The sequence below is a fragment of the Paenibacillus sp. OK076 genome, assembly GCF_900110055.1.
Classification (GTDB): Bacteria; Bacillota; Bacilli; order Paenibacillales; family Paenibacillaceae; genus Paenibacillus.
Window position 1 is genome coordinate 3099448 of the sequence record NZ_FOCH01000001.1, and the last position, 16991, is coordinate 3116438.

Annotated in this window: 14 protein-coding genes; 6 read left to right on the forward strand and 8 right to left on the reverse strand. The window is 43.0% G+C overall.

Annotated features, from left to right (window positions below; genetic code table 11):
* Positions 1-31 precede the first annotated feature (31 nt).
* Positions 32-1558 carry a glycoside hydrolase family 43 protein gene (locus BMY78_RS13615; RefSeq protein WP_256222103.1) on the reverse strand — a complete coding sequence of 509 codons (1527 nt, stop codon included), beginning with the start codon at positions 1556-1558 and terminating at the stop codon, positions 32-34.
* Positions 1559-1756: 198 nt separating this feature from the next.
* Here BMY78_RS13615 and BMY78_RS13620 point away from each other — a divergent pair, with 198 nt between their 5' ends.
* The 4 genes from BMY78_RS13620 to BMY78_RS13630 all read left to right on the forward strand — a co-directional run bounded on the left by BMY78_RS13620 (position 1757) and on the right by BMY78_RS13630 (position 5233).
* Positions 1757-2635, forward strand: coding sequence for an AraC family transcriptional regulator (locus BMY78_RS13620; RefSeq protein WP_090899385.1), 879 nt, complete (start codon positions 1757-1759; stop codon positions 2633-2635).
* Positions 2636-2701: 66 nt separating this feature from the next.
* Complete coding sequence (locus BMY78_RS33085; protein ID WP_208642753.1) at positions 2702-2836, forward strand: YjcZ family sporulation protein; 135 nt, start codon at positions 2702-2704, stop codon at positions 2834-2836.
* A 188-nt stretch (positions 2837-3024) separates the two neighbouring features.
* Positions 3025-3639, forward strand: coding sequence for a TetR/AcrR family transcriptional regulator (locus BMY78_RS13625; RefSeq protein ID WP_090899387.1), 615 nt, complete (start codon positions 3025-3027; stop codon positions 3637-3639).
* A 79-nt stretch (positions 3640-3718) separates the two neighbouring features.
* Positions 3719-5233, forward strand: coding sequence for a DHA2 family efflux MFS transporter permease subunit (locus BMY78_RS13630; protein WP_090899390.1), 1515 nt, complete (start codon positions 3719-3721; stop codon positions 5231-5233).
* Positions 5234-5549: 316 nt separating this feature from the next.
* On the opposite strand, the gene arsC is transcribed toward BMY78_RS13630, so the two are convergent.
* The 3 genes from arsC to BMY78_RS13645 all read right to left on the reverse strand — a co-directional run bounded on the left by arsC (position 5550) and on the right by BMY78_RS13645 (position 7693).
* Positions 5550-5969: an arsenate reductase (thioredoxin) gene (arsC, locus tag BMY78_RS13635; RefSeq protein ID WP_090902429.1), complete on the reverse strand. Its 420-nt coding sequence runs from the start codon at positions 5967-5969 to the stop codon at positions 5550-5552.
* A gap of 29 nt (positions 5970-5998) precedes the next feature.
* Positions 5999-7294, reverse strand: a complete 1296-nt coding sequence (locus tag BMY78_RS13640) for an arsenic transporter (RefSeq protein WP_090899392.1) — start codon at positions 7292-7294, stop codon at positions 5999-6001.
* A gap of 72 nt (positions 7295-7366) precedes the next feature.
* Positions 7367-7693 (reverse strand): ArsR/SmtB family transcription factor, encoded by a 327-nt coding sequence (locus BMY78_RS13645; protein WP_090899395.1) that lies wholly within the window; start codon positions 7691-7693, stop codon positions 7367-7369.
* Between the two features lie 520 nt (positions 7694-8213).
* Between BMY78_RS13645 and BMY78_RS33295 the strand changes: the two genes are divergently transcribed.
* Positions 8214-9077 carry a cupredoxin domain-containing protein gene (locus tag BMY78_RS33295; protein ID WP_256222104.1) on the forward strand — a complete coding sequence of 288 codons (864 nt, stop codon included), beginning with the start codon at positions 8214-8216 and terminating at the stop codon, positions 9075-9077.
* Between the two features lie 221 nt (positions 9078-9298).
* A complete protein-coding gene (locus tag BMY78_RS13655) occupies positions 9299-10747 on the forward strand; it encodes an amidohydrolase family protein (protein WP_177185736.1) in 1449 nt (482 codons plus the stop codon).
* A 209-nt stretch (positions 10748-10956) separates the two neighbouring features.
* On the opposite strand, the gene BMY78_RS13660 is transcribed toward BMY78_RS13655, so the two are convergent.
* The 4 genes from BMY78_RS13660 to BMY78_RS13680 all read right to left on the reverse strand — a co-directional run bounded on the left by BMY78_RS13660 (position 10957) and on the right by BMY78_RS13680 (position 16910).
* A complete protein-coding gene (locus tag BMY78_RS13660) occupies positions 10957-12039 on the reverse strand; it encodes an ABC transporter substrate-binding protein (RefSeq protein WP_090899402.1) in 1083 nt (360 codons plus the stop codon).
* 236 nt (positions 12040-12275) lie between these two features.
* The gene (locus BMY78_RS13670) at positions 12276-13154 is read right to left on the reverse strand and encodes an RCC1 domain-containing protein (RefSeq protein ID WP_090899407.1); all 879 of its coding nucleotides are present in this window, start codon (positions 13152-13154) and stop codon (positions 12276-12278) included.
* A 166-nt stretch (positions 13155-13320) separates the two neighbouring features.
* Positions 13321-14673, reverse strand: coding sequence for an FAD-binding oxidoreductase (locus BMY78_RS13675; protein WP_090899409.1), 1353 nt, complete (start codon positions 14671-14673; stop codon positions 13321-13323).
* 185 nt (positions 14674-14858) lie between these two features.
* The gene (locus BMY78_RS13680; RefSeq protein WP_090899412.1) at positions 14859-16910 is read right to left on the reverse strand and encodes a serine hydrolase domain-containing protein; all 2052 of its coding nucleotides are present in this window, start codon (positions 16908-16910) and stop codon (positions 14859-14861) included.
* Positions 16911-16991: the final 81 nt, after the last annotated feature.

The following is a 16991-nucleotide window of genomic DNA, read 5'->3' on the forward strand; positions in this document are numbered from 1 at the left end:
AACGGGACTTCGGGTCCAGTTTTACACTTGCTTATTCAAAACTCCATTCCCTGATACTGATGCCTTGCTTGCCGGATGCTCCCCCAACCACCATATAAATGTCATGAACTCCCTGTGCATCTGTAATTCCAGTAGAATGCTCTTTCCATCGAGCTGATATGTCCGATCCAGGTGATCCACCCGATGCCGGAATCACAAGCTGGCCAATCAGCAGTCCGTCGGGGCGATCCAGATGAAGCTCCAGCACCGCCCCCTCGCCTTCATTGAAGATTGAAGCTGTAAAACATGCTGCCCCTTCATTGCCAAAATCAACCTTCGATAACGCAATCCAGCTGCCTCTTTCCATCACGGTAACGACAACGTCAGAAACGGCAGCATCCGCAGTGTCCCGTGTACATAATCGCTCCGTCTTCACCCCTGCACTCCATCCCATTGTGGCAGCAGCTACCCGCTGATAAGGATTGAACAGCTTGATCTGTTCAACACCTTCATAATCTGCGGCCACCTCGTTAATGCGGTCATCAACTTCGCTGAAGCTAATCCGGTTCAGATGTGTGGAACGATAACCATCAGGAACTTCCATCGCCTGCGATAACGTCTGGGCATGATAAGCAATGTACCAGTGCTCCAAAAATTGAAAAATGGCATGATGGTTGTTGCCGCCAACGCCAAAAAAGTGTCCCGGATTGCGCAGGATTGTTCCTCTGTACGTCCATGGCCCCATGGGCTGGCTGCTCGTCATGTAAGCAATTTCACCGGGTGGCGGACTGCCCTCCGGACGGATACCTTCGTCAAAGTTAGAACAGTAGGTAAAGTAATAAATATTGTTGAATTTGTGAATCCCCGCATCCTCAAACATGTACGGAGCGGGGATAACCCTCGCGCGTCCAACCACACTGGTCATATCTTCACCCAAAGGCATAACTCTTGCGGTATCCGGCCTCCCCGCTCTCCCTTCCGGTATACCTCCTCCAAAATAGATATAAGCTCTGTGATCATCGTCTACCAGCACGGCCGGATCGAACAGCCATGTTACATCCTCAATACCCGGAGTATCTCTGGTAATGAGCGCTTTTCCAATAGGATCTAACCAAGGACCGACCGGACTCGGGGCGGACAATACACCGATGCCGCTGGCATTGTTAGAAAAATAAAGAAAAAATCGATCCTGCCCGTCGATGATCTGATGGGCAGCGGCTGGTGCCCAGGATTGAGTGGCCCATGTGGCTGCGCCTTGGGGCCCTGCCACATGAATCTCCCCATGATCGGTCCAGTTAACCAAGTCGTCTGAAGAGATGACTGTTATGCGATTGATCGAGTGAAAACTGTTTTTCTGCGGATTGCCCTCCGAATCATATTCCAACTTATCACTCGTCATGTACAAATAGACACGACCCTCGAACACCAAAGCGTACGGATCAGCTCCAAATTTATGGGCAACCAAAGGATTGTTATTGGGTGGAAGTTTCCCTAGGGCCTTACTAAACTTCACAGCAGCTGCAGATGGATGACTCTGTTCCGTTTGTTCACTCGCATTTGAAGCAGAATTGTAGTTCATCAATCGTTCCTCCATTTAGGTTGGATGTACATCTTATCCCCGCTCTTCGATTTTCCTGATCCAGTCCCAATACGCAGGAAAACGCTTGCAATAACAGACGCATTTATGTTAGGATAATTACATTTTAAGGTAAAGCTGAATACATTTTCATTGCGTATTCCGCTCTATTTATTGCGCGAAAGGACAAGGAGGTGCTACATGAACGGATCCACTGAATATTTTTACGATCCCATCCAGTCCGAGCTTTTATATCTGCATCGCGTAACTACGTATCCATTGGAAACAATCTATCATCGACATGATGCATACGAGATCTACCTATTTATTCGCGGCAATGTCAACTTTTATGTGGAGAACCGATGTTATCATCTGGAGCCGGGGGATTTGCTTATCATGTCTCCTGAGGAAATGCATCGTGCCTTTATTTTGGATGAAACCGAATATGAACGAATTACGATAAATCTAAAAAAAACGTATCTGTGTCAGTTGTCAACATTATCAACCAACCTATCCGCATGTTTTGATAATCGTCCAAAGGGACAAGAAAACATCGTTCACCTAGATGAATATCACATGAAGCAGATTTTGCATTTAACTAGCGAGCTGGAGGAATTGCTTGACTCAGATGTATATGGAGCAGATGTTAAGACCAACGCAGTTATTGCACAGTTGTTGGTGTTGATTAACCATTCGTTCCACAATAAAACCTCTATACCCGTCGATATCATGCCAGAGATGGTACGCAAAACAATGGAATATATTGAAGCGCACATCTCCCAGGAAATAACGCTTCGCAAGCTTGCCGAGGCTTTTTATCTGAACAGCACGTATATCAGCCGCCAGTTTAAAAAGCATACCGGACTAACGATCCGCTCTTACATATTGAACCGTCGTATTGAACTGGCCAGATATTACCTGTCCGGGGGGATGAGTATAACGGAGGCCTGCTTCCAATCGGGGTTTCGCGATTATGCCAATTTTATTCGAACCTTTACCAAAATTACCGGAGTCTCTCCGGGCAAATATAGCAGGCAAGTGCAACATATTCCTGATCCTTTTATTACTTCAGTTCCATAATACCCACGCTCAACATATTAATCTGCATATCTTATGCTGTACCTTAATTTAAAGGAGGAATTAAAGATGGGCTATGGATGCGGAGAAAATGTTGGTGGAGTTGGAGTAGGTGGATGCGGATACCCTGGATGGACTTCTACCGGAGCAATTTTGGTTCTGTTTATTCTTCTGGTCATTATCACTAAAGCCTGTTTGTTCTAGAACATTTTTCTGTTGAGATACGAAGACCGTCAACCTTAAGTGGTTGGCGGTCTTTTGTTCGAATGCACCTTTTCCCCACATATGACACGGTGTCACTTTTATTGTTGACGTATAACATTGGTGTCATATATAATTCATTAATCATCAATTGTGACACAGTGTCACTCATTAAGATTGGAGGATCATATTTGCCCAAAAAAACATTTTTTCACTTATCGAAAGAAAAACAGGACACGTTAATTCAATGTGCCAAAAGGGAATTTTCACGAGTTCCATTACACGAAGCGTCCATCGCCAATATTATCAAAGACGCGGGAATCTCCAGAGGAAGTTTTTATCAGTATTTCGAGGAAAAAGAGGATCTGTATTATTATCTGTTGAACCAGTCCTCGCAGAAAAATAATGACCGATTTATTGCAGCTTTAAAAGAGAACAACGGAGATGTATTCGAAGCTTTTATCGATTCATTTCAATTTATGATTCAGAATCACACTAATCAAGAACACAAAAACTTTTTTAGAAATGCTTTTTTAAACATGAATTATAAAACAGAGAAAACATTTACAAATAATATTTATGAAGAAAACCGGGAAAATCAGCTTTTACCTATCATTGAGTTAATGAACACGGAAACTTTAAATATACAAGGTGAACGAGAATTGCAGCATATTTTAAAAATCATTATAGCTGTAACCTTTGATAACCTGATTCAAGTGTTCGTAAAGGATTTGACCTATGAAGAAGCTTTAAAAAATTATGGTGAGCAGATGGAACTGCTAAAAAGAGGATTTAAAAAAATTTAATAGATAGATATATTTATACACATATATTTAAACGAGCTAAGGGATCAAATGAAGTGTCAAAAAAGGAGAAAACAAATATATGGATTCAGCTTTACAGGAAAAAAAACCACCCTATTTAATGATTGCCATTCTTTTTATTGGTGCATTTGTTTCATTTCTAAATAACTCGCTCTTAAATGTAGCGCTGCCATCCATTATGGTGGATTTGAACATTAAAGACTATTCCACGATTCAGTGGCTATCTACTGGCTATATGCTGGTCAGTGGTATATTAATTCCGGCGTCAGCATTTTTATTAACACGTTTCTCCAATAGAAGTTTGTTCATTACTTCCATGACCATTTTCACTTTAGGTACGGCCATAGCAGCCGTTGCACCAAACTTTGGTTTATTACTTACAGGAAGAATGGTTCAAGCAGCAGGCTCTTCAGTAATGGGACCCCTGTTAATGAATATTATGCTGGTAAGTTTCCCACGAGAAAAACGCGGAACAGCAATGGGTATTTTCGGATTAGTTATGATTACCGCCCCAGCAATCGGGCCCACATTATCAGGTTTCATTGTAGAATATTATGACTGGCGTTTACTTTTCGAAATGATTTTACCGTTAGCCGTCATTAGCTTACTATTAGGGATTTGGAAATCCAAAAATGTAATGCAGCAAAACAAAAATGCAACACTGGACTATTTCTCGATCATATTATCTTCCATCGGTTTTGGTGGTTTGTTATATGGTTTCAGCTCTGCAAGTTCAGATGGCTGGACTGATCAAGTCGTCTTAATCACTTTAATCGTTGGAGCTATTTCCCTGATCGCCTTCGTTGTGCGTCAATTGAAAATGGAAACACCCTTGTTGGATTTACGGGTTTACAAGTATCCGATGTTTGCCCTTGGCTCTGTTATTGCGATTGTAAACGCAGTAGCGATGTTCTCCGGAATGATTTTAACACCGGCATACGTACAAAACGTAAGAGGTATCACACCACTTGATTCAGGTTTAATGATGCTGCCAGGTGCAATCATCATGGGGATTATGTCACCTATTACAGGTAGACTATTTGATAAATATGGTCCACGGGTTCTCGGCGTAATTGGACTTACGATTACAGCGATCTCAACGTACATGCTGGCAAACCTGCAAATTGACTCTACGCACACTTATATTATCCTTGTGTACACTCTGCGTATGTTTGGTATGGCCATGGTGATGATGCCTATTATGACTAACGGCCTGAATCAATTGCCAACACGCTTAAATCCACATGGTACAGCTGTCAACAATACAGCTCAGCAAGTGTCCGGTTCAATTGGTACGGCTATTCTGATTACAATTATGAATTCGGTGACAAAAACAAAAGCTGAAGATTTAATGACGGATGTTGATCCAACCACCTTGACAGCAGCCAATAAAGCTCTGTTAACCCAAGAAGCGTTATTAGCCGGAATTCAATATTCATTCTATATCGCACTTGGCATTAATATTGTCGCCTTAATATTAGTTTTCTTCATTAAACGTGCGGAAGTCAAAGATGAACCTGTCGAGGCTCTAAAAAATCATCAGGGTAAACCTAAAACAAAACCCGCAGTAAATTAATGAAAAGCATTGGATCAAAAACAATACTGACAAAATTAAAGAATATATAATATAAATGGAGCCTACTATCTTTAAGATAGCAGGCTCCATTTTTTCTCTCCTCTAAACTTACATGTTAGGTATAATTTCAATCTAATCGACCGGGTATATATTCATCTCAGTGAAATTGTAGGGAATACGCTTTACGATGATCAGGTAAACCTATCTCAACAAAACTTGCTCAAGAAATATGATATTGAGTAGATCCATAGTAGTTTCATTTAAAATATCCTTTCAAATACGAAAAGCCGGAAAAAGTTACTCCCGGCTTTTCATGTTATTTTCCAGTTTCACCAAACGTCTTTATGCGCTCCCCAATCTGGTCACGAACCTTTTGGAATACAGCCCATTTCTCCTCTTCTGTACCTTGCGCTTTCGCGGGATCATCGAATCCCCAGTGTTCTCGCTTCACTTGTGGAGGGGTCATTGGACATTTATCTGCCGCATCCCCGCATAATGTGACGACGAAATCTGCACTGTTCAGTAACTCGGAGTCAATAATGTCCGATGTCTGGCTTGAAATATCGATACCTACTTCGTTCATCGCTTCTACTGCTTTTGGATTCAAACCGTGAGCTTCGATTCCTGCGCTATAGATGTTCCAGTCCTCACTCAGATATTTCTTGGCCCAACCTTCAGCCATTTGGCTCCGACACGAGTTGCCTGTGCATAGGAAGTAAAGTGTTTTCTTGCTCATGTTCATCATCTTCTCCTCGTTGTTTGAATTTATAGAATGCTTAACCACAGATAGAGACCCACTAGCGTAATAAGTAAAGTCGGAACTGTGATAATGATACCTGTCTTAAAGTAGGTGCCCCATGAAATCTTGACGCCTTTGGTGCTGAGCACATGAAGCCAGAGCAGTGTTGCCAGTGAACCAATCGGTGTAATCTTGGGACCTAGATCGGAACCAATAATATTAGCGTAGATCAACGCCTCCCGAACGGTCCCCTTAGCCGTTGTTGCGTCAATGGCGAGTGCGTCAATCAAAACCGTAGGCATATTGTTCATCAAAGATGAAATGATCGCAGCAATAAAGCCCATACCAATCGTTGCGACAAACAATCCTTGATCTGCCACGGCCTGGATGGCTACGGCCAGCAGATCCGTCAGACCCACGTTACGCAAGCCATAGACCACGACATACATACCGATAGAGAAGAATACGATTGCCCAAGGCGCTTCCTTAACGACTACTTTAGTCGGTACAGCAGAGCTACGAGAAGCTATAATCAGGAAGAATATAGCCACGACTCCTGCCACAATAGATACAGGCACACCAACAAATTCACTGCCAAAGTAACCGACGAGCAGGATGCCAAGTACAATCCATGACAACCTGAACATCTTCAGATCTTTGATCGCTGTTACAGGTGCTTTCAGTTCACTGGCATCAAACCGTTTGGGAATGCTTTTCCTGAAAAAGAGATATAACACACCGATACTTGCAGCCAGTGAAAACAGATTCGGAATAAACATTCTGCCTACATACTCCATGAAAGTAATACCGAAGAAATCGGCAGATACAATGTTTACTAGGTTACTTACAACCAGTGGCAATGAAGTTGTATCCGCAATAAATCCGCTGGCAATAATGAAGGGAAACACTTTTTTCTCATCAAAATTCAGTGCGCGGACCATAGCCAGAACAATTGGGGTCAGAATCAATGCTCCTCCGTCATTGGCAAAGAAAGCAGAAACTACAGCTCCTAAGAGGGAGACGTATACAAACATCCGAACACCTCTGCCATGAGCTGCCTTCGCCATATGTAAAGCTGCCCATTCAAAGAAACCGATACGGTCCAAAACCAATGAGATGATAATAATGGCCACAAAAGCAAGCGTGGCGTTCCATACCATTTGCGTAACATCCCAAACATCCTGGAAATGAACTACGCCTACAAGTAACGCCAGAATTGCTCCGCCGCAAGCAGACCACCCTATGGACAGGTTTTTAGGCTGCCAGATGACGAGCACTAACGTTATTAAAAAGATAATGCAAGCTAGAAAAGTAGAAAACAATCATGTACGCCTCCGATCAAATGAATTCCATCGCATAATCATATAACAATATACTTATATATTGCTTAAAAATTAATTACATACGGATGAAATGTTCTCTTTATTCAATGCCTTAAGAATGGCTGCAGAATCTGGCATAAATTCCAACACAGATTTAATATAAGGTGTATCCTCAACATTCAAAGAGTAGTATACCCATTGTCCACGTTTATTCTCTTTGACCAAGCCTTGATCCTTTAACTTGCGCAAATGCTGACTGATCCCAGGTTGTGACATGTCCAGTATGTCTACAAACTCACACACACACCATTCACGTTCTTTGAGGAGTGTAAGTATCGTCAGACGAGTCTTATCCCCAAGCAATTTTAACTTATCTGATGCTTCTTGAATAGAATTCATATCACTTACCTCCTTTTCTATACATAAGCACATGCTTATATTATAATGCACAAGTCTTCTTGTCAATTTTAATTCAAAGTGAACATAAAAGTATTGGTTTACAGTTGTTCCAAGACTTTCATGTTAATCAGACCTATTCCAGGTTAATTGGAACAAGATGAACTACAATCATTTGTTTGCTCGGCTACCTGTACTTTTGGACGATTCAGACTGCATACACCCATGTTGCTCTCCGCTTATGGTAATCTTCTTCCCTTACTGCTTCTCAATCCATCCAATAATATCGAATTAAAATTTTAATGTCAAAAATTTTAACTATAAATTAATTTATAGAAAGAGGCAGCAGCAAAATGTCAAATTATCTTCATACTATTGCGACAATCCTTTGACTTGTCTGTGATAATAGTCCTGTTGTTATGATAATTCTGATATATTAGTACATGAGATGAATGATCTAGATCGTAATAGCAATGAGTAGATAACTACATGTCATTACTGTAAGGATATGGAGGATAAGATTGTGGTATTAGCGATATTAAGTATGGTTATGGTTGTATTGTTCTCATCATACATTGTTCTAAAAGCATATAAGCGTAAAGAAAAACTTGCGGGTATGCCTGGCATGATGATCGCTATGACCGTTGGCATGATGTCCAGCCTTGCACTTGGTGTACAATTAGGCATTGTGTTTCCACGTGATTTAACAGTCCCATCCATCACCGCTATATTGTTAGGCTTGGCAGCCGGATACTTCGCAGGCAAACCCATCAGTATATTGGCAACCTTGGATGGTATGTTGGCAGGAATTATGGGTGGCATGATGGGCGCAATGCTCGGGGCAATGGTTGGTCCTTCTTATATCATGATGATCTTTGTTGACATTCTATTTGTTTTTATTTTGAGCGTTGCTCTTCAATTGGCGAATCAAGAAACGGATACTAACGATAAAACCAATAAAAGTGGTATAGGGATGCCGTTTGTTGCAGGAATACTAACCGTTGCTTTTGGAGTTGTAGCTGTAGGTGCAACGTTATTTTACCAATATCAACCGAATGAAACATCGGCCAGCAAATCACAAGGATCACAGAGTGAGCAAGCTAATTCTGTTCCAGAAAACTCAGGATATCAGGTTGTTTCAGTCGATGTAGAATCAGATGGTTTTAGTCAAAAGAACATTGAAGTAAAAGCCGGGGTTCCGACAAAAATAAATTTCATCAAACATTCGGGTTATACATGTATAAGAAGTGTTCAGTCCAAAGATTTAGGAATAGATGTATATCTTGAAAAAGGAGACAACTTTATTACCTTAAAGGATCTGAAACCCGGAACGTACAACTTTAATTGTGGCATGTACATGTATTATGGAACGATCACCGTAGTATAAGCGAGATCTTCCCTCCTCTCCAGATGAATTGCCCATCGTAGTTAGTCGATTTAGGGAGCGTTGTGTCAGTGAATCATGACACAACGCTCCCTATTTGGATTGCTATTCTCCTCCCTCAACTGTAAGCTTTTTGTAAGAATGAATTAATAAAAAATCAGGATTCACACTCTACAATGAAGTTATATCGATTGATATTATTCATATCTATGAGGAGGACAACAATGAGTTTAACGAGAGAATTAGGCAGCTTCAAGAAGTACATAGTTGGGTTCATGGCATTATGGATTGTGTTAGCATGCGGTACAGGTACCGGTTATGCAAGCATTGAACCTGCGACAAGGCTGACGTTAGCACTTGAACATGCGACGATTGTAGACGTAAGGTCCGGAAAGTTAACCAGCGATCAGACCATTGTCATCAAAGATAACAAGATTAGTCACATTGGAAACAGCAGTCAAACGGCCATCCCCGATTACGCACAGGTACGTGATGCTAAGGGCCAATACGTCATTCCTGGTTTGTGGGACATGCATGTCCATCTGGAAGATAACTATAAAAATGCTTTCCCTCTCTTTCTGGCTAATGGAGTGACCGGAGTACGGGAGATGGGGGCGGCTTTAAAGAACGTCGATATTTGGAAAACGAGTATTCAAGCGGGAATGCCTGCCCCACGTCTTGTCTATGCGGGTTCGACTCTAAATGGAGGTCCGGCTGACGAGGCTCCGCACATGTTCTACTTGAGCACAGAGGAACAAGCACGGGAAGCCGTACGTCTGAATGTGGCAAAAGGCGCGGATCATATCAAAGTATACTCTTGGTTGCCGCGTCCTCTGTTTCTGGCGGTCATGGACGAGGCTAATAAGTACGGTTTGCCAGTTGTCGGTCATTTGCCGGTAGAGGTTCGGGCCAGCGAAGCAGTTCAGCTAGGATTTAAGAGCATAGAACACCTACATGGCTTATTTATTGCCACTTCGAGCATCGAGGACGAACTTTTCAAAAATACCGACATGAGTGATTTGCTTGGTTATTCGCTGGCAGAGATCGAGTCTTCCCAAGCCTATGACTCCGTCAAGGCCAGCAAGCTCTTCCGCAAATTCAAAGAAAAAGCTGTCTGGCCTGTACCGACCATGGTTACCTATTTGAATATGGCCAAAACCGAAATCGATCCGCGGTCCAAATACGTACCTACGGCCGTGCAGAAGCAATGGGCCGAAGTGATTCGCGCCACCCCTCCGGAACAAACGGAATTAATGGAGGCCATCAATTCCCTAACACCGGGCATGGTCAAAAAATTAAATGATGCCGGTGTGCCTATGCTTGCAGGCACCGATTCCAGTTACGAAATGACTAACTTTATATACGGCATTTCCTTGCATGATGAACTTGAATGGCTAGTTAAAAGCGGCCTCACCCCACTTCAGGCCTTGCAGTCAGCAACGTTGAATCCGGCACGATATTTGGAAAGAGAGCAGGAACTGGGCACCGTAGAAAAAGGAAAACTTGCTGATCTCGTAATTCTTGATAAAAATCCGTTAGAGGATATTCGAAATACGTCAAGCATCTCCGCCGTTATCTTGGATGGCAAACTGATGGAAAAACAAACGTTGGACCATGCAGTTCAAACCTATCCCGTGATAAAAGTGGCCGATATGAAAGATGAAACGCTATGATCGGGATCCTCTGCTAAAATAAACATCTAGCATAATCATGAATGCGGCCAAGCCCTTCTCTTCCCCAATATGAAGAGGAAGGGCTTTTCCTGTTTCAATGCTTTGATCCTATTAAAAAGAAAACGACAGCCCAGTAAATTACTGTTCTGCCGTTAAAATAAACATGATATTAATTGCATGCATGGTGATCAAGCAAGCAACAACTGCCCTTACAAGTTCAGATCATCTGCGAGTGCTTCAATTCCTGTGAAGATAGAATCCCCGTAACCCCAGAAGTTATTGAAATCAATAACGTAAATTTTCTTGTTTTTAATCGCGTTAATACTTTGCAATTGCTTGTTGGCTCGCAGCTTTTCAATCGTTTGTTCCGGATCAATACCGCCAGCATATTTCGAAATAATCATGGCATCTGGATTGATCTCGATTAGCTTCTCCAAACTGAGCGTGCCTTCTTCGTTAATCAGCATATTATGCATATTGATTAATGACATGGCACTTTCAATAAATGTATCTCCATATCCGTTATACACTCCAATGGTTCCATCACCATTATCAAAAAAAGATGCATAGTTGATCGTTTCAGCGCTTGCTCGAGCCGCTAATGCTTTCTCGCGTGCTTTGAGCTGATCGATATATGCTGCTGCATTCGCTTGTACGTTAAATATTTCACCTAGCTCAGTGATATCCTTGTATAGATTATCTAATTTTGCATCAGTAACACTGGTACTTTGTACAAAGGTTTTGATATTCATCTCATTCAGACTGTTTACAGTGCCAACGCCCCAATCTGCATCTTCAAACAATCCCCCGCGCCCCATAACCAGATCAGGTGAAGCACCTATGGTTACTTCTTTACCTACATAACCTTCAGATAGCACAGGAATTTTTTTGAAATCTTCAGCAATATCCTCAGGTACATTGCCAAACAGCGCTGCTACGCCAACAATCTTGTCAGTTAAACCAAGACGAATTAATAACTCCGCTGCACCTTGTGTGTTGGCAACCACTCGATCAGGTGCCTTATCGAAGGTTTGTTCCTTTGCCACCCAGGTGCCGTTTTCAGTTGTATAGTTTGAAACAACGATTGGGTATGTTGTTTGAGCTGCGCCTGTAGCATCCGCATTCGTTTTTTGCTCATCTGTTGAAGCATTCGTAGCGCTATCCGCCACTGCTTCCTGTGAGCTAGTGTTTGCAGCTTTGCTGCTGCCATTATTACTGGAGCAAGCTGCAAGCACAAGAACAAGTGCAGTCATTATACATAGAATTGCTCCTTTTTTTACGGATAAAAACATTTAAAATCTCTCCCTTTCCTTTTTCACTTTGGCCATTATGTATCATAGTCATTGTCAGTATACAGCAAATGTCGAATGACGTAAATGAGAATGATAACTATTATCATAATAAAAAGTTGCAACTTATCGTTAATCACATTCCATTGTGAAATTTTAACTGCCTGTCCACCATCCATTCCCTCCAGACCAGCCGTTTCTAGCAGCAAATCCGTATAAAACAAAAAAAGCCGGTGCAATTAACCACACCAACCGGTTACATCACATTGACCATATTCATTATCACCCACAGCCACCACCGTGCCGTCTGATTTAACGCCAAGAGTATGAGCACAACCCGCAGCTATCGCCACAATGTCACTCCAGTTACCTACATTGCATTGATCGTACTTATTCCATCCTACGGCAACCACCGTACCGTCCGATTGAAGGCCAATGGTATGATTACTGCCTGCCGCTATCGCCGTAATACCACGCCAGTTGCTTACTTCGCATTGGCCATGTTTATTTCCACCCACGGCAACCACAGTGCCACCCGATGTAAGCCCTACGGTATGGAGATACCCTGCCGCTACCTCCACGATGTCGCTCCAACCGCTTACATTGCATTGGCCATATTGATTATTGCCCACAATCGTCACAGTACCATCTGATTTAAGCCCGGCGGTATGCCAATCTCCCGCGGTTACCGCAACCACATCACGCCAGCTGCTTACATCGCATTCGCCTTCATTATTTCGTCCCACAGCAATCACCGTGCCATCCGATTTCAGCCCGACGGTACGACGCCACCCCGCAGCAATTGCTACAACATCGCGCCAATCGCTTACCTCGCATTGCTCATGTTTATTCCAACCCACCGCCACTACCGTGCCGTGAGACGTTAGGCCGATGGTATGCGCATTACCTGTGTTCGTCGCCATATGAACATTACCAGCCGCTATCGCCACAATATCGCGCCAGCTGCTTACATTACATTGGCCAACTTTATGATCACCCACTGCCGTTACCATTCCGTCCGATCTAAGACCAATGGTATGACGTCGCCCCGCCGCTATGGCGGTATATTTAGGGCGCTCCGCCTTTAATGCCGCTTCAATTGAAGAAGTGTAATCCATCTTTTACCCCCTTGAAATACATTGCCTGAACCCCGATTCAGTATGAATATTATTTTTTTACATCTTACTCTACAATAAATAATAAATACAACAATAGTAAATACAACGATTAGAAAGGTCAAAAAACCGTTAACTCTTCTCAGAATTAACGGTTTGAAATCGCACCCTATTTTAATCTAGCTGGTGGAATACTTTGCGGGTTATTAAATACATTTTTCGGATCGTATTTCGCTTTTACTTTTCTTAATCTGGCGTAGTTCTTGCCATAATAGGTCGGCCCTGGATTTTTAATACCTTGGTCTGGTACGTTAATGTAGGACCCTACAATATAAGGCTGCAATTTCGTTCTCGTGTTCCGAGTCAAAGCAATATTTTTAGCTGCATGCGATGGCTTCACCCATGAGCTGTTCCATTCCACATAAAATTCAGCTTTTCGCCAGTAAAACGCAGTGGCTTGAGGAGCAACTCGACTTACAGCACCACCCCAGTTAAGGAAATAGAAACCGGCTGGTGTACCTCCCTCTGCATTTTCCAGAAACTCACGCATGACTTTGAAGGCTTTATCCGGGAACGGGCGTCTGCCGAAGCCACTGGAAAACTGGTTGCTGTATTTTTGGGTGAGCACAGGATCCGGGGCCAGCAAAAACTTCGTGGCTGCCCTGTATGGCAGGTACAGAATGCTTTTTTTGGTAGGTGTTCCTACGCTAAGAATGGGTTCCAACTGACGGAGGGCTTCACTCTTTGAACCGAGGTATACCCCAAGCATGCTAACATTTCCGCCTTTTTTGGGACCAACACTTAATTCACTTCCCAGCTTGGTACTGGCTTTAGGTGCCCATACTTGCCATTTCTTCACGACTTTTTCGAACTGATCCCATGGCCATGTGATACTAAATACAGTAGCTTTGGCTGGAGAGCGCCGCACCTTGAATTTATATTTAGTGTATACACCGAAGTTACCGCCTCCGCCGCCACGTGTAGCCCAGAGAAGATCGGAATTTTGCTTTTTGTTCGCCCGAATAATCCGCCCTTTAGCGTCAACCATTTCGAGCTCGATTAGATTATCACAGATGAGACCCGTTGTTCTTTGCAGTGGACCAATTCCGCCACCAGGTGTTATTCCACCAATTCCAACCGTTGGACTGTCACCAAATGGGGACATATATCCTTGTCGAGCCAACGTATCCACGATTCTTCCTACCCGATTACCTGTCTCAACGACGGCCGTTCCGCTTTTTTTGTTTAACTTGATTCTCTTCATTTCGCTAACGTCGATGACTATACCACCATTGACTTGTGAAAGGTTGGACTCTAATGCGTGCCTCCCACTTCTCGGACGAATAGGCACCTTATTTTGGCGCGCCCATCTTATCGCATTGGCTACATCCTGTGTTTTTTGAGCGAACACAAACACTTTAGGGAATCTGTCCGTATGCGGGTCCCAGTTCTTCCGAGCCACTTCATAACCAGGGTCACCTTTAAACACCACTCGCCCTGTAAGCTTCACTTTTGAAATCACGTATTTATCCAACTCCTTAGTCATGAAAACATGTATTTTCCAATAACAAATTAGGCTGATTCCATATAGCCTATGAAGGAGAATCTGGTTGTGTTTGGGCGTATAAAAAAAGAAAAATATCGGATCACGAGCAACCTACGCTCAGAACCCGATATTTTCAAATGGAATCCTTTTTCCTTATGCAATCATTTTAGTTGAATCTTGAAGACATCTCCCGCTTCACCACCAAAGACGATAAAACCACCTTTGGGAAGCACCGTTGATTCTTGATTCGTTGCTTTCGAAAATTGAACCACTTCACCTTCAGCGTTATATACGGCATAACCTCCGCTCTCCGGAGTATCCACCGTTAACGTTTTGTTCGCCGAGCGGGAATCGATGGCATACCACCGAGCTTGACCGTTTGACGGGATGGTGGTGATGCCTGTTTTGCCACCAAAGATTGGTGTAATGGCCTCCTCCGCAATATACTCCTGTCCATCCTGAGTTAAGTACTCCGCTTCGTTCTTCGTGCGGAAATGCAGATCGAATGCATCTCTTCCGTTCATAACAGGAATCTGAACGACATTCTCTGCATTATCCGGATCAACAACTCGGGTACCATTCGCATATCCGCTTTCCACATCTACGGACAGGTTTTTGATCAGCATCGTTGGGAGCAGATAGAAGATCGACGTTATCTTTTCATCCAACGCATAATATTTCGAACCGTTTCTAGCCTTCCATCTCTCTTTCGATGCTGTATCCAGCGAATTATTTTCCAATTTTTGATAATCATATGTGTTCATCACGGTTTGGCCTAATCCGGGCAGCGTGATATGCGCCTGAACTTTAAGATATACCTTGTCATTGCTTTCTTTCTCGAAGCTGATCTTCACGCTTCCGTCGTTACTCGTAAACTCCCCTTCACCCGTGTACACGTAATTCTGCTCCGGGATAAGTCCTCCCTGCATAGCCGGAAGTGAGAGTTCGCCATTCTTAATCTCTATATCAAGGGTTGAACCTACCGTACCGTAGAAGCCGGAATACGCCGTCAATTCCGAAGGCATCTTCGTTTTGACAGGTGGTGAGAATGTCTCATCAGGCTCTATCTCGTCGATGATGCCTTGTTCCTCAAGAACCTCCAGCAGAACTTTAGTGGCAAACAGCTGATTATAGACAGAAGACCCGCCCGAAGAAAGAACCGCCATCGATATATCATGTTCCGGTATAGTGATTAACGAGGCATGATACAACATGGTGTCTCCACCTTTGGTAAGTGCGGTAATGCCATAATCGCTGAACGGTGCAAGTGCTACTGCATCCCATCCAAGACCATAGTTGAAGGTATTTCGCTCTTCTGACACCCATATTCCTCGACGATATTCATGATTTTGCATGGACTCTACTGAGGTTTTGGACAGAATATCCGGTTTGTTTCCTATCAATACTTCAGCGAATCGACTTAATTCTTCTGCGGTCGAGTAGATTCCACCTGTACCAATGATATTGGCATTTTCAACAGGCAGTTTCGTTTTAATCGTAGGCCAATAGGTTTCAGATAATTGTTTTCTATCAAAAGAATCAAGTGGTGTCTTGGTTGCATGCAGCTGTAACGGATTGCTGATGAACTTGGCAATAAATTCGCTGTAGCTTAATCCACTCACCCGTTCAACCAGTATCTCAAGCAACTGAAAGCCATCATTACAGTATACGGAATAAGCTCCAGGGTTTGATTTTAATTTTTCTGACTTTAGTTTGAGCAGTAATTCATCATGATTGCGGGTATCATTATCGTCAAATAACATACTGTTTCCATAATGGGTACCATAGAGCCCGGAAGAATGGTTCATAAGCATGCGTGGCGTTATTTGCGTATATCGGTCATCCGCCATTTCAAAATCTTTAATATACGAAGTGAGGGGCTGATCCAGATCCACTTTACCGGAATCCACCAACATCATGGTGGCAGCCGTGACAACCATTTTGCTAACCGAGCCTATTCCAAACATGGTATCCTTGTCGACTGGTTTCTGGGATGCCTTATCCTGGAATCCAACACTGCCGGACAAAATGATCTTCCCTTCATCCATGATCGCATACTGCATACCTGTGACACCATAATTCTGCACCATCTCTGTGGCAAGTCGCCCAGCCTGATCCTCAATCGCTCCCATCTTGTTTCCCTCTGCCCTGACATCTGTCATCGGCATGACAACAAGTACAGCCGTACATAACATACTGATTAGTTTCTTCATAATAATAACTTCCTCCCTTATGATACTGTGCATATGATTGCATTCATCATATCGGGGACGAAGCATATAGAGCGATAACGA